At 57.6% G+C, this 25,967-nt stretch carries 26 protein-coding genes; 7 read left to right on the forward strand and 19 right to left on the reverse strand.

All coding sequences use genetic code 11. The features are described from left to right. Positions 1–46 precede the first annotated feature (46 nt). The 12 genes from KHQ26_RS11030 to KHQ26_RS11085 form a co-directional block, all read right to left on the reverse strand. Complete coding sequence (locus KHQ26_RS11030) at positions 47–1,519, reverse strand: sensor histidine kinase (protein ID WP_002896382.1); 1,473 nt, start codon at positions 1,517–1,519, stop codon at positions 47–49. Then, positions 1,516–2,232 carry a response regulator transcription factor gene (locus KHQ26_RS11035; protein ID WP_004176715.1) on the reverse strand — a complete coding sequence of 239 codons (717 nt, stop codon included), beginning with the start codon at positions 2,230–2,232 and terminating at the stop codon, positions 1,516–1,518. Before KHQ26_RS11035 ends, KHQ26_RS11030 begins: the two co-directional genes overlap by 4 nt. Before the next feature lie 78 nt (positions 2,233–2,310). Beyond that, on the reverse strand, positions 2,311–3,438 hold the full coding sequence (gene rlmC / locus KHQ26_RS11040; protein WP_049125611.1) for a 23S rRNA (uracil(747)-C(5))-methyltransferase RlmC: 1,128 nt from the start codon (positions 3,436–3,438) through the stop codon (positions 2,311–2,313). Positions 3,439–3,479: 41 nt separating this feature from the next. Then, positions 3,480–3,968 (reverse strand): YbjO family protein, encoded by a 489-nt coding sequence (locus KHQ26_RS11045; protein WP_002896376.1) that lies wholly within the window; start codon positions 3,966–3,968, stop codon positions 3,480–3,482. 57 nt (positions 3,969–4,025) lie between these two features. After that, on the reverse strand, positions 4,026–4,871 hold the full coding sequence (potI, locus tag KHQ26_RS11050) for a putrescine ABC transporter permease PotI (protein WP_002896372.1): 846 nt from the start codon (positions 4,869–4,871) through the stop codon (positions 4,026–4,028). Further along, positions 4,868–5,821 carry a putrescine ABC transporter permease PotH gene (potH, locus tag KHQ26_RS11055; RefSeq protein ID WP_002896371.1) on the reverse strand — a complete coding sequence of 318 codons (954 nt, stop codon included), beginning with the start codon at positions 5,819–5,821 and terminating at the stop codon, positions 4,868–4,870. Before potH ends, potI begins: the two co-directional genes overlap by 4 nt. Positions 5,822–5,831: 10 nt before the next feature. Then, positions 5,832–6,965, reverse strand: coding sequence for a putrescine ABC transporter ATP-binding subunit PotG (gene potG / locus KHQ26_RS11060; protein ID WP_002896370.1), 1,134 nt, complete (start codon positions 6,963–6,965; stop codon positions 5,832–5,834). 163 nt (positions 6,966–7,128) lie between these two features. Continuing rightward, on the reverse strand, positions 7,129–8,241 hold the full coding sequence (potF, locus tag KHQ26_RS11065) for a spermidine/putrescine ABC transporter substrate-binding protein PotF (RefSeq protein WP_002896368.1): 1,113 nt from the start codon (positions 8,239–8,241) through the stop codon (positions 7,129–7,131). Positions 8,242–8,589: 348 nt separating this feature from the next. After that, complete coding sequence (locus KHQ26_RS11070) at positions 8,590–9,069, reverse strand: YbjN domain-containing protein (protein WP_002896365.1); 480 nt, start codon at positions 9,067–9,069, stop codon at positions 8,590–8,592. 88 nt (positions 9,070–9,157) lie between these two features. Further along, positions 9,158–10,060 (reverse strand): 30S ribosomal protein S6--L-glutamate ligase, encoded by a 903-nt coding sequence (gene rimK / locus KHQ26_RS11075; protein ID WP_002896363.1) that lies wholly within the window; start codon positions 10,058–10,060, stop codon positions 9,158–9,160. A gap of 114 nt (positions 10,061–10,174) precedes the next feature. Next, a complete protein-coding gene (gene nfsA / locus KHQ26_RS11080) occupies positions 10,175–10,897 on the reverse strand; it encodes a nitroreductase NfsA (protein ID WP_004176720.1) in 723 nt (240 codons plus the stop codon). Then, positions 10,881–11,168, reverse strand: a complete 288-nt coding sequence (locus tag KHQ26_RS11085; RefSeq protein WP_004176724.1) for a YbjC family protein — start codon at positions 11,166–11,168, stop codon at positions 10,881–10,883. Before KHQ26_RS11085 ends, nfsA begins: the two co-directional genes overlap by 17 nt. 202 nt (positions 11,169–11,370) lie before the next feature. Between KHQ26_RS11085 and KHQ26_RS11090 the strand changes: the two genes are divergently transcribed. Beyond that, the gene (locus KHQ26_RS11090) at positions 11,371–11,634 is read left to right on the forward strand and encodes a GrxA family glutaredoxin (protein ID WP_002896352.1); all 264 of its coding nucleotides are present in this window, start codon (positions 11,371–11,373) and stop codon (positions 11,632–11,634) included. 6 nt (positions 11,635–11,640) lie between these two features. On the opposite strand, the gene ybjM is transcribed toward KHQ26_RS11090, so the two are convergent. Beyond that, entirely contained in the window at positions 11,641–12,024 is a 384-nt protein-coding gene (gene ybjM / locus KHQ26_RS11095; RefSeq protein ID WP_002896351.1) for an inner membrane protein YbjM, read from the reverse strand. A 266-nt stretch (positions 12,025–12,290) separates the two neighbouring features. On the opposite strand from ybjM, the gene KHQ26_RS11100 reads away from it, so the two are divergent. After that, positions 12,291–13,976: an aspartate:alanine antiporter gene (locus KHQ26_RS11100; RefSeq protein WP_004179131.1), complete on the forward strand. Its 1,686-nt coding sequence runs from the start codon at positions 12,291–12,293 to the stop codon at positions 13,974–13,976. A 178-nt stretch (positions 13,977–14,154) separates the two neighbouring features. Here KHQ26_RS11100 and KHQ26_RS11105 read toward each other — a convergent pair whose 3' ends face one another. Next, entirely contained in the window at positions 14,155–14,718 is a 564-nt protein-coding gene (locus KHQ26_RS11105) for a TetR/AcrR family transcriptional regulator (RefSeq protein ID WP_004141969.1), read from the reverse strand. 82 nt (positions 14,719–14,800) lie between these two features. Between KHQ26_RS11105 and KHQ26_RS11110 the strand changes: the two genes are divergently transcribed. Together KHQ26_RS11110 and KHQ26_RS11115 are read left to right on the forward strand one after the other, a co-directional pair. Continuing rightward, a complete protein-coding gene (locus tag KHQ26_RS11110) occupies positions 14,801–16,003 on the forward strand; it encodes an MFS transporter (RefSeq protein WP_004151719.1) in 1,203 nt (400 codons plus the stop codon). Next, the gene (locus KHQ26_RS11115) at positions 16,003–16,815 is read left to right on the forward strand and encodes a Cof-type HAD-IIB family hydrolase (RefSeq protein ID WP_004141971.1); all 813 of its coding nucleotides are present in this window, start codon (positions 16,003–16,005) and stop codon (positions 16,813–16,815) included. The genes KHQ26_RS11110 and KHQ26_RS11115 overlap by 1 nt, the downstream gene beginning before the upstream one ends. Before the next feature lie 37 nt (positions 16,816–16,852). Here KHQ26_RS11115 and kdeA read toward each other — a convergent pair whose 3' ends face one another. Beyond that, positions 16,853–18,085, reverse strand: a complete 1,233-nt coding sequence (gene kdeA / locus KHQ26_RS11120; RefSeq protein ID WP_004151718.1) for a multidrug efflux MFS transporter KdeA — start codon at positions 18,083–18,085, stop codon at positions 16,853–16,855. Between the two features lie 327 nt (positions 18,086–18,412). On the opposite strand from kdeA, the gene ybjG reads away from it, so the two are divergent. Together ybjG and deoR are read left to right on the forward strand one after the other, a co-directional pair. Beyond that, on the forward strand, positions 18,413–19,006 hold the full coding sequence (gene ybjG, locus KHQ26_RS11125) for an undecaprenyl-diphosphate phosphatase (protein WP_004141974.1): 594 nt from the start codon (positions 18,413–18,415) through the stop codon (positions 19,004–19,006). 101 nt (positions 19,007–19,107) lie between these two features. Continuing rightward, a complete protein-coding gene (gene deoR / locus KHQ26_RS11130; RefSeq protein WP_004151717.1) occupies positions 19,108–19,866 on the forward strand; it encodes a DNA-binding transcriptional repressor DeoR in 759 nt (252 codons plus the stop codon). Between the two features lie 38 nt (positions 19,867–19,904). On the opposite strand, the gene dacC is transcribed toward deoR, so the two are convergent. Beyond that, positions 19,905–21,107 (reverse strand): serine-type D-Ala-D-Ala carboxypeptidase, encoded by a 1,203-nt coding sequence (dacC, locus tag KHQ26_RS11135; RefSeq protein WP_004191175.1) that lies wholly within the window; start codon positions 21,105–21,107, stop codon positions 19,905–19,907. A gap of 652 nt (positions 21,108–21,759) precedes the next feature. Next, on the reverse strand, positions 21,760–21,888 hold the full coding sequence (locus KHQ26_RS11140; RefSeq protein WP_020806119.1) for a hypothetical protein: 129 nt from the start codon (positions 21,886–21,888) through the stop codon (positions 21,760–21,762). A 1,533-nt stretch (positions 21,889–23,421) separates the two neighbouring features. Here KHQ26_RS11140 and KHQ26_RS11145 point away from each other — a divergent pair. Continuing rightward, the gene (locus KHQ26_RS11145; RefSeq protein WP_004176727.1) at positions 23,422–24,048 is read left to right on the forward strand and encodes a glutathione S-transferase family protein; all 627 of its coding nucleotides are present in this window, start codon (positions 23,422–23,424) and stop codon (positions 24,046–24,048) included. Between the two features lie 2 nt (positions 24,049–24,050). Here the strand turns inward: KHQ26_RS11145 and KHQ26_RS11150 are convergent, their stop codons facing one another. Further along, positions 24,051–25,160, reverse strand: a complete 1,110-nt coding sequence (locus tag KHQ26_RS11150) for a PQQ-dependent sugar dehydrogenase (protein ID WP_004141981.1) — start codon at positions 25,158–25,160, stop codon at positions 24,051–24,053. Positions 25,161–25,275: 115 nt separating this feature from the next. Further along, the gene (gene bssR / locus KHQ26_RS11155; RefSeq protein ID WP_004151712.1) at positions 25,276–25,659 is read right to left on the reverse strand and encodes a biofilm formation regulator BssR; all 384 of its coding nucleotides are present in this window, start codon (positions 25,657–25,659) and stop codon (positions 25,276–25,278) included. Between the last annotated feature and the right edge of the window lie 308 nt (positions 25,660–25,967).

Raw genomic sequence — 25,967 nt, forward strand, 5'->3', positions numbered from 1 at the left:
TCTTCCACGATGGCCGGGTAAGGCGTAGCCGCCACCCGGCGATTTCTCAAAGTGGCACGAAGAACCTGAACCGCGCCCCGCTTACCGACTCCACCAGTCTGATATCGCCCCCGTGCAGCTCCAGCATTCGTTTCACAATCAGCAACCCTAACCCACCGCGATCCTCCCGCGATGCCTGGGTAGACAACGCCGACGGCCGCTGGAACAGATCGTCACGCAGCGCGGCATCGACGCCCGCTCCGTTGTCTGCCACTTCGACCTGAAGCTGTTGATTCTCCTGCCAGACCGCCAGACGGATCTCCCCGCCGACGGGAGTATGCCGCATCGCGTTATCAAGCAGGTTGGTCACCACCCTCTCAATCATCGACACATCGGCGTTAATCAGCGGCAGCGGTCCCGGTACATCAATATGCAGGTTCACCTCGCGCGTGCGGGCAGTTAATTCAAACTTCTGCGCCACGTCGGAAATCAGCTCCCCCATCGCGAAACGCTCGCGCTGCGGCTTAATGCCGCCATGCTCCAGTCGCGCCAGCTCAAACAGCTGCTGCGAGAGATGGCGCACTTTGTTCCCCTGGCGCAGGGCGATGGTGAGATACTGCCTGCGCTCCTCGGCGGTCAGCCATTCATCCTTCAGGGTCAGCGTTTCCAGATACCCCAGCAGCGAAGTCAGCGGCGTGCGCAAATCGTGAGAGATATTGGCCACAAATTCACGGCGCTGGCGATCGCTGTCGGCCAGCCGATCCCACTGATCGGCAATCTGCCGGGCAAGGTCAATAAAGCGGTTCTCGAGCACCGCCACCTCGTTACCAGGCCGGGGCTCCGGCCTGCGGGCCGCCAGGGTTTTGATGGCGCTGATGCTGTCCTGGCCGCTCGCCGCCACCTGGGCGGTGAGCAGGCGGACCGGCCGGGTGACCCAGAACCATGCCAGCCCCCCTGCCAGCAGGCCAAACAGGGCCACCAGCAGCAGCGTCCACAGAACAATGCTCCACAGCGTTTTTTGCCAGGCGTCGGCCGCCAGCTGATTAAACGTCTCCCCCTGCAAAATGATATACAGGTAGCCGCGCAGTTGGCCGTCGACGCGCAGCGGGGCGGCGCTGAAGACTTTTCGTCCGTCGGGACTGCGCGGATCGTCGCCATACACCGGCGACGCACTGCCGGTGAGAAAAGCCTGCACCGGCGCCATGTCGATACGCTGGCGCTGGATATGGCCCGGCGGCGCCGCATCGGCCAGCAGATCGCCATCCGGCGACAGCAGATAGAGCTCCACGCTGGGATTAAAGGTCATCAGTCGGTCAAACAGCGACTTCAGGGTTTGCCGGTTGACCTCGCCGTGGGCGTCCAGCAACGGCTCGCGGGCGACAATCTGTTGAGCCAGCCCGGACGACAGACGCTGCACCATGGCGTTGCCATACTGCGCGCTGCTGTGTAACTGGACGGCGCATACCGCCACCGCGCATAGCATCAGCAGGGAAACCACCACCAGCGCCAGCCGCTGGCTGAGGCTCAGGCGGCGGATCACGGGGCGGCCTCTTGCGTCACCGGGGCGAACTTATAGCCTTTTCCCCAGACGGTAAGAATGATGTCCGGCTCGGCCGGGTCACGTTCGATTTTACTGCGCAGGCGGTTGATATGGGTATTGACGGTATGCTCATAGCCCTCGTGCTGATATCCCCAGACCTGCTCCAGCAGCGCCAGGCGGGAAAACACTTCCCCGGGGTGGCGGGCGAAGTAATACAGCAGGTCGAATTCACGCGGCGTGAGGTCCACCGTCTCGCCGCGCAGCTTCACTTCGCGCGACAGCGGGTCGATGCTCAGGCCATGGCAGGACAGGCGCCCGGCGTCCATCAGCAGATTCTGCCCCATCGCCTCCTGGCGACGAAACAGCGCTTTGACGCGGGCGATAAGCTCCAGCAATGAAAAGGGCTTCGCCAGATAGTCGTCGGCGCCCATCTCCAGGCCCAGCACGCGGTGCATTTCGCTGGTGCGAGCGCTGATGATAATCACCGGCAGGTAGCGGGTCATCTGGCGGATACGCCGGCAGATCTCCAGACCATCGACGCCGGGCAGCATCAAATCGAGGATCACCGCATCCCAGACCTGCGTCTCCAGCCGGGCGAGGGCCTCGCCGCCGTCGGCTTCATGGACGATCTGATAGCCCTCATCCTGAAGATTGAGCCGCAGCAGCGTGGCTATATCCTCGTCATCTTCCACCAGCAGAATGGTTTTGGCCATTAGATTCCCCCCACCAATAACAAAACATGCTGCATCAAGCTTACCCGATTTCAGCGGCGCAAAGCCTTCACATTTTGTTTAAACTTCGTGGACCAGCAGGGTCAGCACTTCGTAGTGGGCGGTGTGGGGGAACATATCAAACAGCTGGACCCGCTCAACGCGATAGCCGCTAAGACGAGCGATATCGGTCGCCATGGTGCGGGCGTTACAGCTGGAATAGATAATATAGGGCGGCGCCATGCGGCTTAAATAGTCGCATAGTTCAGCGCCAATACCGCGGCGCGGCGGGTTAACCAGCACCAGCTGCGGGGCATCCGCTTCGTGAGTGGCGAACTGCGTGGAGTCCAGCGCCTGAAAATGCAGATTGCTGAGCCCCAGCTGCGCGGCTGACTGTCTGGCGCAGGCGATGGCTTCCGGGGCGATCTCGATACCGGTCAGGCGCATCGTCGGCGTCGCGCAGTGCAGGCCAAATCCCCCAACGCCGCAAAACAGATCCCACATATGCTGGACCGGCAGCGCGCGCACCCAGTCGCGGGCCGTGGCGTACAGCCGGCTGGCTACCGCCGGATTGGTCTGAAAGAAGCTTTGCGGGCGGATCCACAGCGGCACCCCATTAAAGACCTCCCCCAGCGCCTGCTGTTCGGTGAAGAAGATCTCCTGCTCACCTTCCATGATTGCCATATGCACCGGCTGGATATTCGCCGTAATCACGCTGAGCTGCGGCAGCTGTGCCTGTAGCCACGGCAGCGCGGCGCGCAGCTGAGCCACCTTGGCCTCTGAGCGCAGCACGAAGCGCAGCATCATCTCCCCCTGCTGGCTGGCGGTCAGCAGCAGGTATTTCAGCTCCCCGCGTTTGCGCGCGACGTTGTAAGGTGTTAACCCGGCGCGGGCGATAAAGGGCTTCAGGGCAGCAAAAACCGGGGCAAACTCGGCGGGATAGAGCGGGCAGTCGGTGAGGTCCACCGGAGTGCCATCGCGGTGCAGCATCCCCAGCAGCGGACGCTCAACGCTGCCGCTGACCACCATTTTAGCCTTGTTACGGAAAGCCGCCTCCGGCCCGCTGACCGGCTCGCCCCAGGCTGCGACCGGGATCGCCGCCAGCAGCGTGCGCAGATCGGCCATTTTATCGGCGAGCTGTTGCGGGACCGGCCGCTCCAGCCATTGACAGGAGCGGCAGCGGCCGGCGTCGTAGAGTGCGCAATGCATAATTGACCTTCAAAAATCCAGGGGCGGGGATTGTATCACCGTTATTGCAGGCGGAAAAAGCGACGGCAGTTCGCCGGCACGAACAGCAGCGTCAGAACCAGCAGATCCGGCAGTTTTTGCATCACCAGCGAGTGGAAAATTTCTCGTTTTGATTCCCCGGGAATGCTGAACAGCTCCGGATACCCGTAGCCCAGCGACGCCGCCCACAGGTAGCCGGCAGCGATAATCTGCGTCAGCAGATAGATCCAGCGCGCCCAGTTGCGCCCTTTCACCAGCGAGAAGGCGCACCAGATTTCGATAAACACCAGCGCCAGGCTGCCGAGGAAGACCAGCGTCAAGTTCCAGGTCTGAACGCTGCGGTGTATGAATTCGTTCAGCCCCTGCAGGCCCAACAGATTAAGGATCATCAGCAGATCCAGGCCACGAATCAAAATAATAGCAAAGGCCGCCACCTGCACCAGCGCAGGGACGTTAAGGCGGGCATGCGATGAGCGAGTTTTCGTAAACAATCCCAACGTAATGTCTTCCATGAAAACGGCGCCACAGGGTGGCGCCGACCGGAGGCTGCTGTACCGATTTTAGGTGGTTCAGCCTTGTCTTGCACGCTGGATATCGCGCACTCGCTGCTTTTCTGCGCGGGCCATCAAATACCAGGCGATAAAACCAACAATACCGACCACGCCGAGGATGAGCGTCGCCAGGGCGTTGATCTCCGGGTTGACCCCCATGCGCACGCTGGAGAAGACCAGCATCGGCAAGGTCGTGGCCCCGGGACCGGAGACAAAGCTGGCGATCACCAGGTCATCCAGCGACAGCGTGAAGGCCAGCAGCCAGCCGGAGATCACCGCCGGCATAATCATCGGCAGCGTGATGACGAAGAAGACCTTCAGCGGCGCGGCGCCAAGATCCATCGCCGCCTCTTCAATAGAGTGGTCCAGCTCGCGCAGGCGCGAGGAGATCACCACCGCCACGTAGGCGGTACAGAAGGTGACATGCGCCAGCCAGATGGTCAACATGCCGCGGTCCGACGGCCAGCCGATGGCATGTCCCAGCGCCACGAACAGCAGCAGCAGCGAGAGACCGGTGATCACGTCCGGCATGACCAGCGGCGCGGTGATCATAAACGCGAAGCCGTTGGAGCCGCGAAAACGCCCAAAGCGCACCATCACCACCGCGGCGATGGTACCGAGGATCGCCGCCGCCGTCGCCGCGCAGGCGGCGATGGTCAGGCTCAATCCTACCGCGCTCATCATCGCATCATCGTGGAACAGTTCGCTATACCAGCGCGTCGACCATCCGGCCCAGACCGTTACCAGCTTCGAGCTGTTGAACGAGTAGATCACCAGCATCAGCATCGGGGCGTAGAGGAAGGTGAACCCGAGCACGAGGATCAGAATGCGCCACGGCGAGCGTACTACCGGCAAGTCGTTCATCCCTGCTCTCCCATCTGTTTTTGCTGGTGCTTGTGGAACCACATGATCGGCACGATCAGCAACAGCAGCATGACAATCGCCACCGCCGAGGCGACCGGCCAGTCGCGGTTGTTAAAGAACTCCTGCCACAGCACGCGGCCAATCATGATGCTGTCCGGCCCGCCCAGCAGTTCCGGGATCACGAACTCGCCGACCGCCGGGATAAACACCAGCATGGAGCCGGCGATAATGCCGCCTTTGGTGAGCGGGACGATCACCTGGAAGAAGGTCTTCAGCGGCCGGGCGCCGAGATCCAGCGAGGCCTCCACCAGCGAATAGTCGATGCGGGTCAGCGCGGTGTAGATAGGCAGCACCATAAACGGCAGATAGGCATACACGATACCGATGTACACCGCCAGGTTGGTGTGCAGGATCTCCAGCGGCTGATCGATAACCCCTAACCACAGCAGGAAGTTATTCAACACCCCGTTGCTCTTCAGCAGCCCCATCCAGGCATAGACGCGGATCAAAAACGAGGTCCACGACGGGAGGATCACCAACAGCAGCAGAATATTACGCGTCGACGGCTTGCTGTGCGCCACCGCCCAGGCCAGCGGATAGCCCAGCAGCAGGCAGCAGATCGTCGAGATACCCGCCACCTGCAGCGACTGGAGATAAGCTTCAAAATAGAGCGGATCGTCAGTCAACTGTAGGAAGTTGGCAAAGTTAAGCGTCAGCGTCAGCTGGCCGTCCGCCCACTCCATCAGCTCGGTGTAGGGAGGGATCGCCCGCGCCATCTCGGCAAGACTTATCTTGAACACGATCAGGAACGGTAGCATAAACAACAGGATCAGCCACAGATAGGGCAGCGCAATCACCAGCTTGCGGCCATGCGCCATCTGCAGGCGCGCCGCCCACAGCGCGAAGCCGCCCGGTTTTTTCGCCCCTGACGGGGATTCAACGGTATTCATCGCCCTCTCCTCACACCGTCAGCACAACGCAGCTGTCAGCATCCCAGCATAAACGCACCTCATCGCCCCAGGTGGGCGTCCCTTTCCGATGGCGGTGTTCATTCTGCAGCTGGGCGCTGATCATCTGCCCGCTTTGCAGGCGCACATGATAGATAGAGAGATCCCCCAGATAGGCGATATGAATCACCTCGCCGACGGCAAAATTGTAGCCGTCCGCCGGCGGTTCATCGCACAGCATGATCTTCTCCGGACGCAGCGCCACCCAGACCGGCACGTTGTCCACCACCGAGGCGTCGGGGTCGACCTTCAGCGGATGCATCAGTCCCGGGGAGCTTAGCACCAGACCGTCTTCCAGACGCTCCTTCACCAGCCCTTCAAAGACGTTCACCGAGCCGATAAACTCGGCGCTGTAGCGGGTGGTCGGGTGCTCGTAAATCTCTTCCGGTTCGCCAATCTGCACAAACTTGCCGCGATTCATGATGGCGATACGGCCCGCCATGGTCATCGCCTCTTCCTGATCGTGGGTCACCATCACGCAGGTCACGCCAACGCGCTCAAGAATATCCACCACCTCGAGCTGCATGCGATCGCGCAGCTTTTTATCCAGCGCCCCCATCGGTTCATCAAGCAGCAGCAGCTTGGGCCGTTTCGCCAGGCTGCGCGCCAACGCGACGCGCTGCCGCTGGCCGCCTGAGAGTTGGTGCGGCTTACGTTTGGCAAACTCCTGCATATGTACCAGGGCCAGCATCTCCTGCACCCGGGCGGTGATTTCCGCCTTAGGCAGGCGGTCCTGCTTCAGGCCGAAGGCAATATTCTGCTCAACGGTCATATGGGGAAACAGGGCATAGGACTGGAACATCATATTAATAGGCCGCTGATAGGGCGGCACGCGCGCCAGATCCACGCCGTCGAGCATAATCTGCCCGGCGGTCGGTTGTTCAAAGCCCGCCAGCATGCGCAGCAGCGTCGATTTCCCGCAGCCTGACGCGCCCAGCAGAGCAAAAATTTCGCCTTTGTAGATAGTGAGACTGACGTCGTCGACCGCATGCTGGCCATCAAACGACTTGGTTAAGTTACGGATTTCCAGTAGCGGGGTCAGCGCTTTGGGGGCTTTCGCCTGTGGGCGGGGCATTACGTCGTTCAATCGGGTGCTCTCCGGCAAAAAAACGATCACCATATGGTCCGGTGCCATACTTCGTGCTTAACAGTGCATTTGCACCATCCTGGTGCTTCTGCTCGCCGGGCGCGCTGCTATTTCCCGGCGAGTGCAGATCTGATTTGGCCCGTGTTCGACGGGCCGTCAGGAATTATTTGCCGCTCTTCACTTTGGTCCACGCGCGGGTGCGCACGCGGTCAATCTTCGGATCCTGCACCTTCAGCGTGAACAGTTTGGCGAACACATCCGCTGGCGGATAAATCGCCGGGTTGTTACGGATAGTCTCGCTGACCAGCGGCGTGGAAGCCTTGTTGCCGTTGGCGTAGAACACCTGGTCGCTGATTTTGGCGATGACGTCCGGACGCATCAGATAGTTAAGGAACTGATAGGCTTCATCTTTATTCTTCGCGTCGGCCGGCATGGCAAAGACGTCAAAGAACGCCAGCGCGCCTTCCTTCGGAATAAAGTAGGAGACATTGACGCCGTTCTTCGCCTCTTTCGCGCGGTTGGCCGCCTGCCAGACGTCCCCTGCCCAGCCGATCGCCACGCAGATGTCGCCATTGGCAAGGTCGTTAATATATTGCGAAGAGTGGAAGTAGCGAATGTTCGGCCGCAGCTTCAGCAGCAGATCGGTCGCCGGGCCGGTGTAATCATCCGCTTTGCTGCTGTTCGGATCTTTGCCGAGGTAGTTCAGCACGGTGGCGAAAATCTCTTCCGGCGCGTCGAGGAAGGAAACGCCGCAGCTTTTCAGTTTTTCGAGGTTCTCCGGCTTCAGCACCAGATCCCAGCTGTCCACCGGCGCATCTTTGCCGAGAACGGCTTTCACCTTATCCACGTTGTAGCCAATGCCCGTCGTCGCCCACAGGTAAGGCATGGCGTATTTATTCTCCGGGTCATGCTTGGCGACCAGCTTCAGCACTTCGGGGTCAAGGTTCTTCCAGTTGGGCAGCTTACTTTTATCCAGCGGCTGGAACACGCCCGCCGCCAGCTGGCGTTCGAGGAAGCTTGCCGACGGCACCACCAGGTCGAAACCGGTGCTACCCGCCATTAATTTGCCTTCCAGCACTTCGTTGGAATCAAAAACGTCATACACCACTTTAATCCCGGTCTCTTTTTCGAAATTCGCTACCGTGTCCGGCGCGATATAATCAGACCAGTTATAAACATGCAGGGTTTTTTGTTCGGCGGCGAGCGAACCGGCAGAGACGGCCATCAGCGCACCCGTAACCAGACCTGTTAACCATTTTTTACCAAAGGCGGTCATATCTCTTTTCCTTCTCAACGCCCGTTAACTTACGGGCTCAAATATACGCATTTCTACGCATGCAAAAATCATGCATATTTTTTCATTGCCTGAGAAAAGGAGAGCGGATCTCTCCCGGAGTGGTTGCTCGCAACTGGAAGCATCGCCAGAATAACTGTAGCCAGAATAAGAGGCTATAGCCCAGGTAAAAAAACGCCTTTTATCAAATTTTTATGCAATAACGGTCTACGTGATAAGCCAAAACGGCCTGAATGGCGGTGAATAATGCTTTAAAGAAAGGTTAAATGCAGAATAAAAGCGGGTAATACGCAGCCGCTGCGGTAGTGGCTGCGCTAATTTTAGGCAGGTTTAGTGAAGAAAATGGTATTGCACGTTTTCCGCCGCAGGCTCTTCTTCTTCGCCTTTGTACAGCAGCTGATTTGCGCCGGCTTCGAGGATTACCATCGAGATCTGCTCTTCGCTTTGGCGGAAGAACCAGGCGAACTGCTCCATGGTCACCCCTGGGCCGATAGACAGCGACTGGCAAACCACCAGCTTGGGCAAATTATCGTCCTGAATGTCGATAAACGCCTTCACGGTTAACGAGCTGGCGTTGATGGCCGAGAGATCCGCCGACAGCGCCAGCAGGGCAGACGGCTTCACCTCCGCCAGGGCGGAAAAGAGCACCACGTTGTCCACCAGGTCAATTTTGGCATCAAAAATACCGTCGAAATTCTGCATATGCGGCAGGTGCAATGCCTGACAGGAATCGCACTCAAAAAAGCTGATGCCGATTTCGTCCAGCCAGCGACGTAGCGTATCCAGACCTGGAACGACCAGTGAATCCATAGTGCCTGTGACCTCTTACAGTGGAAAAACGACGCCATAGCTTACGCAAAAAAAGCGCCGCATACCATGGCCGTCTTGCATCCGGCGGTTAGCCGCCTATTTTCAAACAGAATTCCGGCGTCGCCTGGCGCTCGATCCAGGCGATCATCTTGCCGGCGACATCCACGCCGGTGGTGGTTTCCACCCCTTCCAGCCCCGGCGAGGCATTCACCTCCATCACCAGCGGCCCGCGGGCGGCGCGTAAAATATCGACACCGGCGGCGTCCAGCCCGAGAGTTTGCGTTGCCTTGATGGCAATGGCCCGCTCCTCGTCGCTAATCTGCGCCACCGTGGCCATGCCGCCGCGGTGCAGGTTAGAGCGGAAATCCCCCTCTTTCGCCCGCCGCTCGATCGCCGCCACCACCTCATTGCCGACCACCAGGCAGCGGATATCGCACCCTTTCGCTTCGGCAATGTATTCCTGCACCAGAATATGAGCGTTCAGTCCGCGAAAGGCGTCGATCACGCTCTCCGCCGCCTGGCGGGTCTCCGCCAGCACCACGCCGATCCCCTGGGTGCCTTCCACCAGCTTCACCACCAGCGGCGCGCCGCCCACCATGGCGATCAGATCGCTGGTGTCATCCGGGGAGTGAGCGATGCCGGTCAATGGCAGATCGATGCCCTGGCGCGCCAGCAGCTGCAGCGAGCGCAGCTTATCGCGAGCGCGGGTGATGGCGACCGACTCATTCAGCGGATAGCTTCCCAGGAGCTCAAACTGGCGCAGGGCCGCGGTGCCATAGTAGGTGATCGCCGAGCCAATGCGCGGGATCACCGCATCAAAGTGCGGCAGTTGACGCCCTTTGTAGTGGATCGACGAGGCCACCGGGCTGACGTTCATATAACAGGAAAGCGGATCGAGGATCTCGATCTGATGACCGCGCTGTTGCGCTGCTTCGCGCAGGCGCCGACATGAATAAAGCGTTCCATCCCGGGATAATATGGCAATTTTCATCCTGCACCTCTGCGAAAAGACCCGCTCTGGCGGGCCTCAGCTATCGAACACACTTTCACCTTTCCTGCGGCCGGCGGCGGATATCACCTGGCCGGAGCAGCAGTGTACACGTAATCAGCGCGTTGCCCACCCCTGCTTATGCAGATAGTCAAGAATAAACGGACGACTCTCTTTCACGATAGTGCGCCGGATATGGTCGCTCCAGGTATCGCGGCGGGCGTTGCTGCCGCGCGACAGATAATAGTGCGCCAGCTGTTCGTCATACTCCGCCAGCAGCGCGTTATCCAGCGGCTGATAGCGGTTCTCATGCACCAGCATGGCCGCCGGCATCCGCGGCTTGATGTCCGGGTTATCCGCCGGCCAGCCAAGGCAAAGACCGAACAGCGGCAGGACGTGCTGCGGCAGCTCCAGCAGCTCTGTGACGGCCTCAATGCTGTTGCGCAACCCGCCGATATAGACGCCCCCTAGTCCGAGGGACTCGGCGGCGGTCAGCGCGTTTTGCGCCAGCAGCGCCGTATCGACAACGCCGATCAGCAGTTGTTCCGCCAGCCCCAGCTGCGCCTGTGGGCAGATCTGCAGGTGGCGATTAAAGTCGGCGCAGAAGACCCAAAACTCCGCCGCCTGGGCGACGTGCTGCTGGCCGCCGGTCAGCGGGACCAAACGTTCACGCAGGGTCGGGTCAGTAATACGGATGATGGAGGTGCACTGTAAAAAACTCGAGGTAGATGCCGCTTGCGCGCTGGCGATAATCTCTGCGCGCTGTTCGTCGCTCACGGGGGCATCGGTGAAGTGGCGGATGGAACGGTGGCTGCGCAGCAGCTCAATGGTCGGCGTCATTACGTTTTTCTCTGTCAGACAAGGATTCAGGCTTTGGAGAGTGCGTTAACTGCGGGGCCACGATCTGCGCCATCCGCCACATCACGACGATGGCGGCGGGGATCATCAGCACGATCCCGGCAAAGAGCATCACCAGCGCCGCGGTCGGGCTGGCAAAGGGCGCAGGCAGCTGGACATACTGGTTAAGGGAGAGCCAGGCGAGGGTTAACAGCCCCATCCCGAGGATCTCAACCAGCAGAATGCTTTTCGGCAATGGGGCAAATTTTCGCATCACGCCTCTCCGGTTGATAAACGCGGCGCGCCAGCCAATGCCACCGCGCCGTCGGGCCAGTATACGGGTTTTGACAGTCCGACATTTATCAAACATAGCCGTAAACCATCGAAGTAAAAGGCAGAACCTTCTTTCCCTCCCCGCCCGTTGCAGGCATCATAAGCGCCATTCGCCATCCGGCTGAGGTTTAAGGAGAGAAGCAATGTTTACCGTTATTTTTGGTCGTCCAGGCTGCCCTTACTGCGTTCGCGCTAAAGAACTGGCAGAAAAACTGACCAACGAGCGTGATGATTTCAACTACCGCTACGTGGATATTCATGCCGAAGGCATCAGCAAAGCTGACCTGGAAAAAACCGTTGGCAAACCGGTTGAAACCGTGCCGCAGATTTTCGTCGACCAGAAACACATCGGCGGCTGCACCGATTTTGAAGCCTGGGCAAAAGAGAATCTCGGCCTGTTTGCCTGAGTCAATTTATTTGCTCGATGAATGACTGCGCCAGGTATCAAGCCAGGCGCAGATAAACAAAAAGCACAATGCCCCAAGCGCGCACCAGAACACGGCGCTCAACACCCACGCCATCTCCTGCCAGAACGTCCGGTGGGTCACGAAGAACAGCCGCATCGTCACCATGCAGACCGGCGCCGCCAGTATCGCGCCGAGCAAAGGACGCAGCACTCGCCGTCCGGGAGAGAGACAGCTCGCCGCCGCCCCTGGCAGCAAAAAGAAGAGCAGGCCCAGCTCCGGGTTGCCGCTGGCGCGAAATGCCCCTTTCATATGTAACAACAACGATAAGCACACCACAATGAACAGAACGAAGCCACAGATAATGCCGGCCCAACTACGCTCAGATTTCACCGTATCCTCCTGATGTTGCCTCTAACTCACGTCCACGTCGCCCAGTCAGATAAAGCATTTCGGCAATCCATGCCAATAACTCCCCTACCAGCCTAAAAACGATTGTCACTAGCCGCCGCATCCAGGAAGGATTAAACTAGCGGTATATTTTTGCTGGTTATAACAGGGTGCCAGAATAGGTTCGCGACAACGCGAACGCCTGAGCAACCTTAGACCAAATAACCATTTCCTTCAACAACTTACTAGTAAATGAGAAGTTGGCTTTCGTGAATATAAACGTCGCAGATTTGTTAAACGGGAATTACATCCTGTTATTATTCGTTGTACTTGCATTAGGACTATGCCTGGGAAAACTGCGTCTCGGCTCAGTACAACTTGGTAATTCCATTGGCGTTTTAGTCGTTTCTCTATTATTAGGCCAGCAGCATTTCGCGATTAACACCGATGCCCTTAATCTCGGCTTTATGCTGTTTATTTTTTGCGTTGGCGTAGAAGCCGGGCCCAACTTTTTTTCTATTTTTTTCCGCGACGGGAAAAACTACCTGATGCTGGCGCTGGTGATGGTCGGCAGCGCGATGCTGATCGCCATGGTGCTGGGTAAAGTGTTCGGCTGGGATATCGGGCTCACCGCCGGTATGCTGGCAGGCGCCATGACCTCCACCCCGGTGCTGGTGGGCGCGGGCGACACCCTGCGCCATTTCGGCCTGCCCAGCGATCAGCTGGCGCAGTCGCTTGACCATCTGAGCCTCGGCTATGCCCTGACCTATCTGGTTGGTCTGGTGAGCCTGATCGTCGGCGCCCGCTATATGCCCAAGCTGCAGCATCAGGATCTGCAGACCAGCGCCCAGCAAATCGCCCGCGAGCGCGGCCTCGATACCGATTCCAAACGTAAAGTCTACCTGCCGGTGATCCGCGCCTACCGCGTCGGCCCGGAGCTGGTGGCCTGGGCGGATGGCAAAAATCTGCGCGAACTGGGTATTTACCGCCAGACCGGCTGCTATATTGAACGCATTCGTCGCAACGGCATTCTGGCCAACCCGGACGGCGACGCGGTGCTGCAGATGGGTGACGATATTGCGCTGGTGGGCTACCCGGACGCCCACGCCCGCCTCGACCCGAGCTTCCGCAACGGTAAAGAGGTGTTCGACCGCGATCTGCTCGACATGCGCATCGTCACTGAAGAGATTGTGGTCAAAAACCACAACGCCGTCGGCCGCCGCCTGGCGCAGCTCAAGCTTACCGACCACGGCTGCTTCTTAAACCGGGTTATTCGCAGCCAGATCGAGATGCCTATCGACGATAACGTCGTACTGAACAAAGGCGACGTGCTGCAGGTCAGCGGCGACGCCCGCCGCGTAAAAACCGTGGCCGACCGCATCGGCTTTATCTCCATTCACAGCCAGGTGACCGATCTGTTGGCCTTCTGTGCCTTCTTTATCGTCGGCCTGATGATCGGCATGATCACCTTCCAGTTCAGCTCCTTCAGCTTCGGCATCGGCAACGCCGCCGGACTGCTGTTCGCCGGCATCATGCTTGGCTTCCTGCGCGCCAACCACCCAACCTTCGGCTATATCCCGCAGGGGGCGCTGAACATGGTGAAAGAATTTGGTCTGATGGTATTTATGGCCGGGGTCGGACTCAGCGCCGGCGCCGGGATCAATAACGGTCTGGGCGCTGTCGGCGGCCAGATGCTGGCGGCAGGGCTTATCGTCAGCCTGGTGCCGGTGGTGATCTGCTTCCTGTTTGGCGCCTACGTGCTGCGCATGAACCGGGCGATGCTGTTCGGCGCCATGATGGGAGCCCGCACCTGCGCCCCGGCGATGGAGATCATCAGCGATACCGCGCGCAGCAACATTCCCGCGCTCGGCTACGCGGGCACCTACGCCATCGCCAACGTGCTGCTCACCCTCGCCGGGACGCTCATCGTGATCATCTGGCCAGGGCTACAATAAATTTTTTGCGAAAAAAACCGTCACAGGCAGAACTTTTTCTCAGGGCATCAGTCATAAGTAATGCCACTGCTTTTCTTTGATGTCCCCATTTTGTGGAGCCCATCAACCCCGCCACTTCGGTTCAAGGTTGATGGGTTTTTTGTTGCCTGCGTTTAGCCATTCCGGGTGAAACGCCGCTTCAGCGCCCCTCTTCCTGCGCCCTCTCCCCTGCCAGCTGCCCGACCATCATGCGGATTGCCGCCTTCGACAGCGGCGCGCGGTCGGTGACAAAGTGCAAGGTCATCCCTTCAATAAAGGCGTCGAGACCGCGGGCGGTATCGGGGGCGAACCACTGCTCCAGCGTCTGCTGGCTGCGCCGCATCCAGTTCTGCATCACCGCCTTCAGCGCCGGCTGACTGCTGCAGAACGCGTACAGCTGGTACATCAGCTCCATATTGCGCGCCGTGGTCACCTGGGCGCTGAAGATCAGATCCGCGATGGCATCGCAGGCTTGTTCCCGGTTCGTTACCCCGACGAAGCCTTGCTGATACTGCGCCGACATCTCGGCGGTAAACAGGCTGAACGCCTCCTCAATTAACGCCTCAATGCCGCTGAAATAGTAGGTCAGCGATCCCAGCGGCACATTCGCGCAGGTGGCGATTTTACGGTGCGTCACCGCATGGATGCCGTGCGCCGCGATGGTATCCAGCGTCGCCTGCAGGATGCGCTCGCGGCGCTGCGGATCGTTTGGTCTACGGGCCATGATTTTCCTCTTCCGGTTTATGTACAAATGTACACTTACTTGCTACTGTTGTCTTCACTCTTCTCCTTTAAGGCGTTTACGGATGACGACGCAATCCTCGCGCAGAGCGCTGCAGCTTCGGCTATGGGCGCTGTTTATGTTCTTTTTCATCCCCGGCTTGTTAATGGCCTCCTGGGCCACCCGCACGCCGGCGATCCGCGATCTGTTGGCGCTATCCACCGCAGAGATGGGCGTGGTGCTGTTTGGTCTGTCGGTGGGGTCGATGAGCGGTATTCTCTGCTCGGCGTGGCTGGTGAAGCGCTTTGGTACCCGCAAGGTCATCCGCACCACCATGTCCTTCGCCGTGCTTGGCATGCTGGTGCTCAGCCTGGCGCTGTGGGTCACTTCCGCCCCGCTGTTCGCCTTCGGCCTGGCCATCTTCGGCGCCAGCTTTGGCTCTGCAGAAGTCGCTATTAACGTCGAAGGCGCGGCGATCGAGCGGGAGATGAATAAAACGGTGCTGCCGATGATGCATGGCTTCTACAGCTTTGGCACCCTGTTCGGCGCCGGGGTGGGCATGGCAGTGACCGGATTCGGTCTGCCGGCCGCCCCGCACATCCTGGCGGCTGCGCTGGTGGCTATCCTGCCCATCGCCATTGCTATCCGCGCCATTCCTGACGGCACCGGTAAAAATGCCGCCGAAGTCGCCCACGGTGAGGCGAAAGGTCTGCCGGTGTGGCGCGACGCGCAGCTGCTGCTGATCGGCGTCATTGTCCTGGCGATGGCCTTTGCCGAAGGCTCGGCCAACGACTGGCTGCCGCTGCTGATGGTGGATGGCCACGGCTTTAGCCCCACCTCCGGCTCCCTGATTTATGCCGGTTTCACCCTCGGCATGACGCTGGGCCGCTTTACCGGCGGCTGGTTTATCGATCGCTACAGCCGGGTGGCGGTGGTCCGCGGCAGCGCAGTGATGGGCGCCCTCGGCATAGGCCTGATCATCTTCGTCGATAACCCCTGGGTGGCGGGCATCTCGGTGCTGCTGTGGGGCATTGGCGCCTCGCTCGGCTTCCCGCTGACCATCTCCGCCGCCAGCGATACCGGGCCGGACGCGCCCAAGCGCGTCAGCGTGGTGGCGATCACCGGCTATCTCGCTTTCCTCGTCGGGCCGCCGCTGCTGGGTTTCCTCGGCGAACACTTCGGCCTGCGCAGCGCCATGATGGTGGTGCTGGGTCTGGTGATGGTGGCGGCGCTGGTCGCCCGCGCGGTGGCTAAGCCACAATCTGAACCCGTTATGGAGAACAGCTAATGAGCATCAAACTGATTGCGGTGGATATGGACGGCACCTTTTTAAGCGATGCCAAAACTTACAACCGGCCGCGCTTCCTCGCCCAGTACCAGCGAATGCGCGAACAGAATATTCGCTTCGTGGTCGCCAGCGGCAACCAATATTATCAGCTGATCTCCTTTTTCCCGGAGATCGCCCATCAGATCGCCTTCGTGGCGGAAAACGGCGGCTGGGTGGTGAGCGGCAATGAAGACGTCTTCAACTGCCAACTGCCGGTTCACCACTTCAACGCCGTGGTCGACCATCTGCAGACGTTGCCGAATATCGAAATCATCGCCTGCGGGAAGCGCAGCGCCTACACCCTCAATCGCTACAACGACGCGCTGAAGACGGTGGCGGCGAAGTATTATCACCGCCTTGAACTGGTGGATGATTTTAACCATCTCGATGACACCATCCTCAAATTTGGTCTCAACGTGCCAGACAGCCTGATCCCGGAAATTCAGCCGAAGCTGCACGCGGCGCTGGGGGACATGGTCACCGCGGTGGCCACCGGCTACGGCAGCATCGACTTAATTATCCCGGGTGTGCACAAAGCCAACGGGCTGCGCATTTTGCAGCAGCGCTGGGGCATTGAGGATCACGAGGTGGTGGCGTTCGGCGACAGCGGCAACGATATCGAAATGCTGCAGCACGCCGGGTTTGGCTTTGCCATGGCCAACGCCCGGGAAGACGTCAAAGCCGTCGCCCGCTATCAGGCGCCGCATAACAACGAAGAAGGTGTCCTGCAGATTATTGATAAGGTGTTGGATCGCGAAGCGCCGTTCGCCTGATAAGACCCGGATGCGAGCGCATCCGGGTTGAAAACAACTACCCCTGCTGCGAATTGCCGACGCTTTTATCTTTCAGAAAGTAAATCATCAGCCCCAGCCATAGTACCCCACCCAGCAGGTTAAACAGGCTGAACAGCCCGTTGCCGCCCAGCTCGTAAGCATGTTTGCTGAGCTCGATGCCGACGGTGAAGATCAGCATCTGCAGCATTCCCATCGCCGCCGAGACCGTGCCTTTACTCATCTCGCTGGCGAACAGGGTTAAACGCACCAGGCCGGCGTTCGCGAGGCCAATCCCGAAGGCGTAGAAGCTCAGACCGGCCGTCATCCACAGATAAGCGTGGGAAGAGACCACGGTCGCCGCCGCAGAGAGGATCAGGCCAAACATGATCGGCCAACCGCCCATGATAATCAGCGAGCGCACGGTCCGACGCGCAGTCAGGCGCGCCAGCACCAGGTTGCCGGCAATCAGCGCCCCGAAAATCGGCACCTGCAGCATGCCGTACTCATAGCTGGTGGCCTGTTCGCCGCTGATAATAATCACCGGCGACTGGGCAATCCACGCCAGCAGCGGCAGGCTGACAAAGCCGGTGGCCAGCGCGCCGGCGACGAAGCGCAGGTTCTTCAGCACCAGCCGATAGTCGCGGCCCAGCTCTTTCACCGACAGCTTTTCGCCCAGCCGCGTCGCGGTCTCCGGCATCGCCCGCTGCAGGCCGAAGAACGAGATGGCCGCCAGCACGGCGAACAGGACAAACATCATCTCCCACGGCAGGACATGCACCCAGGCGGCGCCCACCAGCGGCCCCAGCAGCGGGGCAATCAGCGCCACGTTAGCCATCAGGGCGGTGATTTTGATACACACCGCCTCCTCAAAGGACTCCTGTATCGCCGCATAGCCTACCGCGCCAATAAAGCACAGGCTGATCCCCTGCAGGAAGCGCAGCAGGGTAAACTGCTCAATGGTCTGCGCCAGCAGCGTCGCCAGGCAGGTAACGATGAACCATACTACGCCGGTCAACATCACCGGACGGCGGCCAATACGATCCGACAGCGGCCCCAGCAGCCACTGTAAAAACATGCCGCCTGCCAGATAGGCAGTCATTGAGGTAGGTACCCATTCGTTGCCCACCTGAAATTCCTGCACCACGGCTAACATGCCCGGCTGAATCATATCGTTGCCGATATAAGTGGAAAATTCGTACAGCACCAGACATAACGGGAACAACAGCGCCTGCCTTCCGAGGCGGCGGCCTGAAAGCGAATAATTTTGCATGAAATCTCTTATCTATCAAAAATCGCGCAAAGTGTAATGAAACTCCCGGCGCGGAGATAGTGAATTGTGGGTGACACCGCACAATATTACGAGCCGTGCGCCATCGTCCTGCCTCTCCCCTGTTATTCAGCCTGTGTATATATTCCGTTTATGTTTCAGCAATGTGACAAACGATATACTGACGTTTTTCAGGCTGTTAGCCGTAGACTTTATGGTAGTGGATTTCATAACAACCTGATCTTTAAGACAATGCCGCCTTTAACTCCGCACCGCTTTTATTTAGGGTAGGCGGCTTAATTGCTATCGGACCAACGAGCCTGGAAGTCTATGCTGGAAAATATTAACTATGCGCTGTTCGCCCTGCTCAACGCGACGCCTGCCTCGCCGCAGTGGGCCATTGAGATGGCGATCTTCATCGCTAAAGATCTGATTCTGATCGTACCTCTGCTGGTGGTGACATTGTGGCTGTGGGGGCCTGCCCAGCGGCAGATGGTGTTTAAGCTGATGCTGGCGCTGACGATCAGCCTGACCGTGTCGTGGGCGATCGGCCACCTCTATCCGCACGATCGGCCGTTTGTCGCCGGCGTAGGCTATAACTTCCTGCACCACGCGGCGGACGACTCCTTCCCCAGCGACCATGGCACCGTCAGCTTTACCTTTGCCCTGGCCTTCCTGTTCTGGCATCGCCTGTGGTCCGGCGCCCTGCTGATGGCCATTGCCGCCGCCATCGCCTGGTCCCGTGTCTATCTCGGCGTGCACTGGCCGCTGGATATGGTCGGCGGGCTGCTGGCCGGGATGTGCGGCTGCCTTGGCGCGGCGCTGATCTGGCACACGTTCGGCCCGGCGCTATACCATCAGCTGCAGCGGCTGTATCGTCTCTGCTTCTCCTTGCCAATCCGCAAAGGCTGGGTGCGCGGCTAAACGCCGCCGTCGCTGCGGCCACCGCGTGACTAACCCGCAAGCGACAGGTAAAATCCCGCTAACGCCCTGCCCCCGCAGGGCGATTTTAGCGCAGAGGGAATATGGAAACTCGCCGTGACGAACGTATCAGTCAGCTCATTCAGGCACTTAAACGCAGCGATAAGCTGCATCTGAAAGAAGCCGCTTCCCTGCTTGGGGTGTCGGAAATGACCATTCGTCGCGACCTCAATGGCCACAGCGGCCCGGTTGTGCTGCTCGGCGGATACATTGTGCTGGAGCCGCGCAGCGCCACCCATTACCTGCTCAGCGATCAAAAAACCCGGCTGGTCGAGGAAAAACGCCGTGCCGCTCGCCATGCGGCCGCGCTGCTGGAGGCCCATCAGATGGCCTTCTTCGACTGCGGGACCACCACGCCGTGGATTATTGACGCCATTGACGATGCCCTGCCCTTCACCGGCGTCTGCTACTCCCTGAACACCTTTCTGGCCCTGCAGGAAAAACCCCAGTGCCGCGCGGTCCTGTGCGGTGGGGAGTTTCATGCCAGCAACGCGATTTTTATGCCGCTGAGCCTTGAGGATACCCTCAGCCATCTGAGCCCTGATATCGCCTTTTACTCGGCGGCGGGGATCGACTGCGAGCAGGGGGCGACCTGCTATAACCTGGAAGAGCTGCCGGTTAAGCACTGGGCGATGCGTCACGCGCGCTATCACGTGCTGGTGGTCGACCACAGCAAGTTTGGCAAAGTGCGTCCGGCGCGCATGGGGGCGTTAGCGAAATTTGACGTGATTGCCAGCGATATCTGCCCGGATGATGAGCTGGTCGCGCTGGCGAAGGCGCAGCAGATTTCCCTACTGTATTGAAGCGTCGCTGCCCGCGCCCCGCAGGGCGCGGGCAGGCATCAGGAGAACCAGCTGCCGAACCAGCCGTGCAGTTTCATCAGCACGAAGTCGATCATCCGGCTGAAGAAGCCGCCCTCTTTTACCGACTCCATGACAATCAGCGGACGCTGTTCAATGGTTTTATCATTTAGCTTAAAGTCGATAGTCCCGACCACCTGTCCCTTCTCCAGCGGCGCGGTAAGCTGCGGCTGATTTAAGGTATAGCTGGCTTTCAGGTTTTTCAGCTGGCCCTTCGGCAAAGTGATAGAGCCCGCCTCGCCAGCCCCCAGTTTCGCTTCATTGCTATCGCCAAACCACACGCGCTGGGTAACGAAGGTGGCATCTGGTTTAATCGGCGTCACGGTTTCAAAGAAGCGGAAGCCCCAGGTCAGCAGTTTTTCTGACTCGTTAAAGCGAATGCGGTCGGTTTTGGTCCCCAGCACCACGGCGATCAAACGCATATCACCCTGAGTGGCCGAGGAGACGAGGTTATAGCCGGCCCCGGCGGTGGTCCCGGTTTTCACGCCATCGGCGTTGAGGTTGCTGCTCCACAGCAGGCGGTTGCGGTTCGGCTGGCGAATTTTATTGAAAGTGAACTCTTTCTCTTTATGTACCGCGTACTCTTCCGGTACGTCGTGGATCATCGCTTTGGTCAGCAGCGCCATATCGCGGGCGGTGCTGAACTGCCCCGGCGCGTCAAGGCCGTGGACGGTCATAAAGGTAGTGTTGGTCAGCCCCATTTTTTTGGCGTAGCCGTTCATCAGGCTAACGAAAGCGTCCTGGCTGCCCGCTACGTAGTCAGCAATTGCAATGCTGGCGTCGTTACCGGACTGAATGATCACCCCTTTGTTCAGATCTTCTACGGAAACCTGCATGCCAGGCTTGAGGAACATCACCGATGAGCCGCGCAGCGCCGGGTTGCCGGTCGCCCAGGCATCGCGCCCAACGGTCACCATATCGGTCAGTTTGATTTTTCCCGCTTTTATTGCCTGCCCTACCACGTAGCTGGTCATGATCTTCGTCAGACTGGCCGGGTCGAGTTTTTCATCGGCATTGCCTTCGCTGAGCACCTTCCCGCTGGCATAGTCCATCAGGATCCAGGCGCGAGCGTCAATTGAAGGGGCGTCGGGGAGTTGTTCCGCAGCCTGCACCGCAGGTGCGACAAGAAATAACAGCGCGCAACCTGCCGCGAGGCCGCGAAGGGAAAAAGCGTCATGCATCATAAGAGCCACCCAAGTATCCTTTCCAAACAAAATATGCCGCGCCACTCTGACCGCGCCGCAGCAACCGGTGAGTAAAGCGTACAAATGACCTTAAAGAAACAGCGAGTTGGTAAAGTTTTTAAAGTTTACGCAATAACATGCCGCTGTGCTTTAATCAGAACAATTTTTTTGATCGTAATCGCCTTAATGTTAACTTTATTATGGCAAGAAAAAAATCGCCTTTCAAAACCAATTTGTCACCGAAATTTCAATGGCATAGCTCACTTCTCTTCGGGGAAAATGCTACTAAAGAGACGTCGCAAGCGTGTCTTTCATTGTGGTTTGCCTGGTCATAGATTCACATTATGGCGGGGCCGTGTGGGGTAAGCGAAAGCCTGGCCAGTGATATCCAGTCGCGTCGCCCCTACCCCCTTCACCTGAGAACCGGGGATGGTTGTTACTGCTGATACCCTTCACAAAACTCAAAATGTCGGCCCGGTTGCATTCCATGAGGCCCAGTTCAACTTCCGAACTCACAATAACCACATCTGGCTTGCTGCTGTAGAAGTCTCAGACGCTTAAATATAAACCTGAAGGTTCTGTAGGCCGTATTTACGCCTGAAATGCAGTTGAGAACTCCCGGGCTATGCTTGAGACGGTCATTACGCCCGTCTCAGGAAATTAGCAACAACGCCCGCACTTTTCTCTCCATCGGGCCTGCCTGATCGCCATGTTCAGCAGGGCTTCGATTGCCATAGCATTCCGCCGATGGAGGCGCAATCTCCTTGATAAAGGATATCAATCAGCTATCCCCTCTATACGCCACCATCAGGAATTGAGGTCAGGAAGGGAGAGCCTCCCGCTAATGATATGAATTATTCGCCCACTGGATAAGCAGGCAGACGGCTTTCCTGTTTTAGTCGGCATATCGGTAAAAGATAGTTTATCGGGCTATTTTCCCTTTCCGTATTACACAAGTAAGAAAAATAGCACATCGATAAGGATGGATTCCTGGTCATTAAATACAGTATAGTTTCCCCTGCAATCTTTATGGAAGCGGGTAGCTCACCCGCAGTTATTCCATAAATTAAGATTCGCATATTGTGTTGAAAATGGCATATCCCTTTATGCGTGTAATTACACCCCAGCCTGTCGCTGGGCTTTTTTTTTTCAAGGCGACTCTGGATGGTGATAAATTTTACAAATACATTCATAACAGCGCATCCACAGCCGTGGCCTTTACAGAAGTATTGCTCTCAAAATCCCGGGCCGCTCTGATTCTGTTGCCCGTTATTAATCACGCTGGTTTGATGAAAAGGTTAACATCTCTTCCCGGGTAATCTCCTACCCTTCTCGTCCGATGCCATATCGAGCTCTACGACTCGCTCTTCCAGACTGCAGTTCGCCAGTGCTTCTTTTATCCCTATTTCGTTTTGCAGGGATGTTTTGATAGCACCGCGATAGTATGCTGGCCATCCTTATCAGTCATTCATTTTAACCGCCTTTTTCAAATCCTTCCGGGGAAAGTAAAGTCCTCTACCAGGCTCTGCTCGTTTAACGCTATAGATTCAAATACTGATTATTGCATTATATACCACTTACCCCCGCAGTGATTACCCAGGTAAGATAAATAGCACAAAAGTAAGGGTGGATTCCTGGTTATTTAATACAGTATATTTCCCATGTAGTCTGTATGGAAGTTGATGGTTACCTTTGGTTAACCCATACTTCGAGACTCGAATATTATCTTGAGAACAGCATGCAACCCTGAGTAAATTTACTCCCCAGTGCCAGTCACTGGGTTTTTTTTGCTATTTTTCAGAATATCTTCCAGCCAGTCGGCGCCTCTCATGGTCTATTTTTTCTGGGTGGGATGAAAAAGATGTATATCCGATCGATAAAAACAACAGTTCATCCCTGTAAAAATATAATTCTTTCACTATCTTTCTATTTATTAATATTAACCTGTGTTCCTCAGATGATTGCGATGCAATAATCAGCATCAAATTATACCCTCAGGCGACATTGAGATTTTAACCGAGACGGAGAGGGAGCGTTTTTATAGATGCGTGCTTGATTTAAATCTTTAATTATCAATAAGATACACCATGACCACGCCCTTTCCTTCGTAGCGTAACACCCTATAGATATTACTCCTGTAAAATAGTAAAAACACTTTCCGGGCCCTGTAACCCAGGAGTGCCCCTGGCTGAAGGGAGTAAGCATAAAAACCTTTAATAACAGCCAAATAAAAAAGCTTGCCGGATTTTTAACTTTATCCCAACATGATCGCCGATCGCGCTGCAACGGCAGTGAAACAAACTCAGGAGCGAAAATGATTACACTGTGGGGACGTAATAACTCGACCAACGTGAAGAAAGTACGCTGGGTGCTGGAGGAGCTGGATCTGCCTTATCAGCAGATCCTCGCCGGGCTGGAGTTTGGTCTCAATCATGACCCGGAATATCTGGCGATGAACCCGAACGGGCTGGTGCCGTTGTTAAAGGACGATGCCACCGGGGTGGTATTGTGGGAATCAAATACGATTATTCGCTACCTGGCGGCCCAGTATGGCGTTGACCGTCTGTGGCTGGCCGCGCCGGCGCAGCGCGCGCAAGGGGAAAAGTGGATGGATTGGTCCAACGGCACCCTCTCACCCGCCCATCGCCCGGTATTAATGGGCCTGGTGAGAACGCCACCGGAGCAGCGCGACCCGGCGGCCATCGCCGCGGGGATCAGCGCCTGCGAAGCGCTGTTCGCCATGCTGGATGACGAACTGGCCAAAACGCCGTGGCTCTCCGGCGAGCAGTTCGGCCTTGGCGATATTGCCGTCGCTCCCTTCGTCTACAATCTGTTGTCGATCCTCGACAGCTGGCAACCGCGGCCCCATCTGCAGCGCTGGTATCAGCAGATTAGCCAACGTCCTGCCTGGCGCGAAGTAGTGCAGATCCCGGTGACCTGAGGCTAAGCCTCGGGACTCAACCGCAATAGCTCGCCGTTAGACTCGTCGGTTAAAACGTACAGATAGCCGTCGGGTCCCACGCGAACATCGCGGATGCGTTTTCCGCGCGCCTCCAGTAATCTCCCCTCCTCGCGGACCTGATTACCGTCCACCGCCAGGACAATCAGCGATGTCTCCTTCAGCGCGCCGATAAACAGCTTATGCTGCCACTGGGGAAAGGTCGGCGCCGAATAAAAGGCCATCCCGCTCACCCCGGGAGAGACCGGCCAGACATACAGGGGAGGTTCGGTCCCCGGAACCGTTTTGCCTTTTGCTTCCGGAATGGGCAGGCCGCTGTAGTTAATACCGTGCGTCGCCAGCGGCCAGCCGTAATTTTTCCCCGCCTGCGGAATATTAATTTCATCTCCGCCGCGCGGGCCATGCTCGTTCAGCCACAGCGCCTCGCTCCAGGGATTCATCGCCATGCCCTGCGGATTACGGATGCCGTAAGCCCAGATCTCCGGCCTGGCGTCAGCCCGGCCGACAAAAGGGTTATCCGGCGGTACACCTCCGGTCTCCGTCAGGCGGACCACTTTCCCCTGCAGCTTGCTGAGATCCTGGGCGGTGGCGCGCTGATTATTTTCGCCCAGCCCGATAAACAAATATCCTTTGCCGTCGAACACCAGCCTGCCGCCAAAATGATTGCCGACGGAGAGCTTCGGCTGCTGGCGAAAGACCACGGTAAAGTTCGTCAGCTGCGTGGCATCCTCGCTCAACCGCCCATAGCCCACCGCGGTGCCCGCCTTACCGCTGGCGTCGCTTTCCGCATAGCTCAGCCACACCCGCCGCGACTGGGCGAAATCCGGGGCCAGCGCCACGTCCAGTAGGCCACCCTGGCCGTTGGCCCATACCTGCGGCACGCCGGCTATCGGCGCCGACAGACCTTTACCCGGCTGCCAGCGCTTGAGCTCGCCGCCGCGCAGGGTGATCAGTATGCCCTGATCGTCAGGCAGAAAGGCCATGCCCCACGGCTGGGCCAGCCGGTTTTGCAATACCTCCACCCGCACCGCGGCCTGGCTCAGGGCTGGTAGCGCTAAGGCGCTCAATATCAACAGCAGTGGGATCGGACGCATGGCATTCTCCTTTCGTCAGCTCTGGGCTAAAGGGTAGCCAGCGGGGAAATTTGCGCGGGGATTTTTACATAACCTTTAACAGGGGAAGCATTCACTTCCCCTGGGTTTCAGCCGATCAGGCATGAGTGATTGGCGCCAATTTATTCAATTTATGAATATTTGAGGTCAATCCTGTCAGACAGCGTTCTAGCTTCTCTACGTTAACAGCGATGTATAGCGGACAATCATGATGCCCGCTCATCAGGCATAGTGCAGCGGCGGCGACCGATTCGCCGGCCAGGCGAAGGACATCCCTCTCCTCCGGTGAAATGGCATTCTGCAGGCGCGGCGCCTGCGCACGCATTTCACGGCAAAGCTCAAACAAGTTATCACGCAGATGGTCATTTTCGCTGACTGACATGTAGCCTTTGGCCTTTCGCAGTTGCAGATAGGCGTCAATATCGATATTGGCGTTAATAAGCTTCTGCAGAAGGTGGCGGTATAGTCTGTCAACGGTCATCACGGTTCCTCCTCTGTCGTCCTTTACCCTTTCCATAATACGGTTATTTTTTGTGCAAAATGATGCGCCAGGTCAATAATCCCCAGTTCTTTAACATCATTTACAATGTGGCAACTTTAACGCATTGTAGGGTGTATAACAAAAACAATGTTATACGATCACAATTAATTTCAAGCTGAAATTAATAAACAGAAAATGGCAATAAGCGACAAAATTAGTGCAGCAATGATCACAATACCTCATATGATCTGTTGCACCATCGTCAATTCGGATGTCATAACAAATAATTAATGTAATACGTATAACAT

The sequence above is a fragment of the Klebsiella sp. 10 genome (genome assembly GCF_018223925.1).
GTDB lineage: Bacteria > Pseudomonadota > Gammaproteobacteria > Enterobacterales > Enterobacteriaceae > Klebsiella > Klebsiella pneumoniae.

Bases quoted from the DNA above. Each gene is read 5' to 3' on its own strand.
- KHQ26_RS11035 (WP_004176715.1), bottom strand. From the start codon at position 2,232: ATGGCCAAAACCATTCTGCTGGTGGAAGATGACGAGGATATAGCCACG.
- rlmC (WP_049125611.1), bottom strand. From the start codon at position 3,438: ATGCATTGCGCACTCTACGACGCCGGCCGCTGCCGCTCCTGTCAATGG.
- KHQ26_RS11045 (WP_002896376.1), bottom strand. From the start codon at position 3,968: ATGGAAGACATTACGTTGGGATTGTTTACGAAAACTCGCTCATCGCAT.
- potI (WP_002896372.1), bottom strand. From the start codon at position 4,871: ATGAACGACTTGCCGGTAGTACGCTCGCCGTGGCGCATTCTGATCCTC.
- potH (WP_002896371.1), bottom strand. From the start codon at position 5,821: ATGAATACCGTTGAATCCCCGTCAGGGGCGAAAAAACCGGGCGGCTTC.
- potF (WP_002896368.1), bottom strand. From the start codon at position 8,241: ATGACCGCCTTTGGTAAAAAATGGTTAACAGGTCTGGTTACGGGTGCG.
- KHQ26_RS11070 (WP_002896365.1), bottom strand. From the start codon at position 9,069: ATGGATTCACTGGTCGTTCCAGGTCTGGATACGCTACGTCGCTGGCTG.
- rimK (WP_002896363.1), bottom strand. From the start codon at position 10,060: ATGAAAATTGCCATATTATCCCGGGATGGAACGCTTTATTCATGTCGG.
- nfsA (WP_004176720.1), bottom strand. From the start codon at position 10,897: ATGACGCCGACCATTGAGCTGCTGCGCAGCCACCGTTCCATCCGCCAC.
- KHQ26_RS11085 (WP_004176724.1), bottom strand. From the start codon at position 11,168: ATGCGAAAATTTGCCCCATTGCCGAAAAGCATTCTGCTGGTTGAGATC.
- KHQ26_RS11090 (WP_002896352.1), top strand. From the start codon at position 11,371: ATGTTTACCGTTATTTTTGGTCGTCCAGGCTGCCCTTACTGCGTTCGC.
- KHQ26_RS11105 (WP_004141969.1), bottom strand. From the start codon at position 14,718: ATGGCCCGTAGACCAAACGATCCGCAGCGCCGCGAGCGCATCCTGCAG.
- KHQ26_RS11110 (WP_004151719.1), top strand. From the start codon at position 14,801: ATGACGACGCAATCCTCGCGCAGAGCGCTGCAGCTTCGGCTATGGGCG.
- KHQ26_RS11115 (WP_004141971.1), top strand. From the start codon at position 16,003: ATGAGCATCAAACTGATTGCGGTGGATATGGACGGCACCTTTTTAAGC.
- kdeA (WP_004151718.1), bottom strand. From the start codon at position 18,085: ATGCAAAATTATTCGCTTTCAGGCCGCCGCCTCGGAAGGCAGGCGCTG.
- ybjG (WP_004141974.1), top strand. From the start codon at position 18,413: ATGCTGGAAAATATTAACTATGCGCTGTTCGCCCTGCTCAACGCGACG.
- deoR (WP_004151717.1), top strand. From the start codon at position 19,108: ATGGAAACTCGCCGTGACGAACGTATCAGTCAGCTCATTCAGGCACTT.
- dacC (WP_004191175.1), bottom strand. From the start codon at position 21,107: ATGATGCATGACGCTTTTTCCCTTCGCGGCCTCGCGGCAGGTTGCGCG.
- KHQ26_RS11145 (WP_004176727.1), top strand. From the start codon at position 23,422: ATGATTACACTGTGGGGACGTAATAACTCGACCAACGTGAAGAAAGTA.
- KHQ26_RS11150 (WP_004141981.1), bottom strand. From the start codon at position 25,160: ATGCGTCCGATCCCACTGCTGTTGATATTGAGCGCCTTAGCGCTACCA.
- bssR (WP_004151712.1), bottom strand. From the start codon at position 25,659: ATGACCGTTGACAGACTATACCGCCACCTTCTGCAGAAGCTTATTAAC.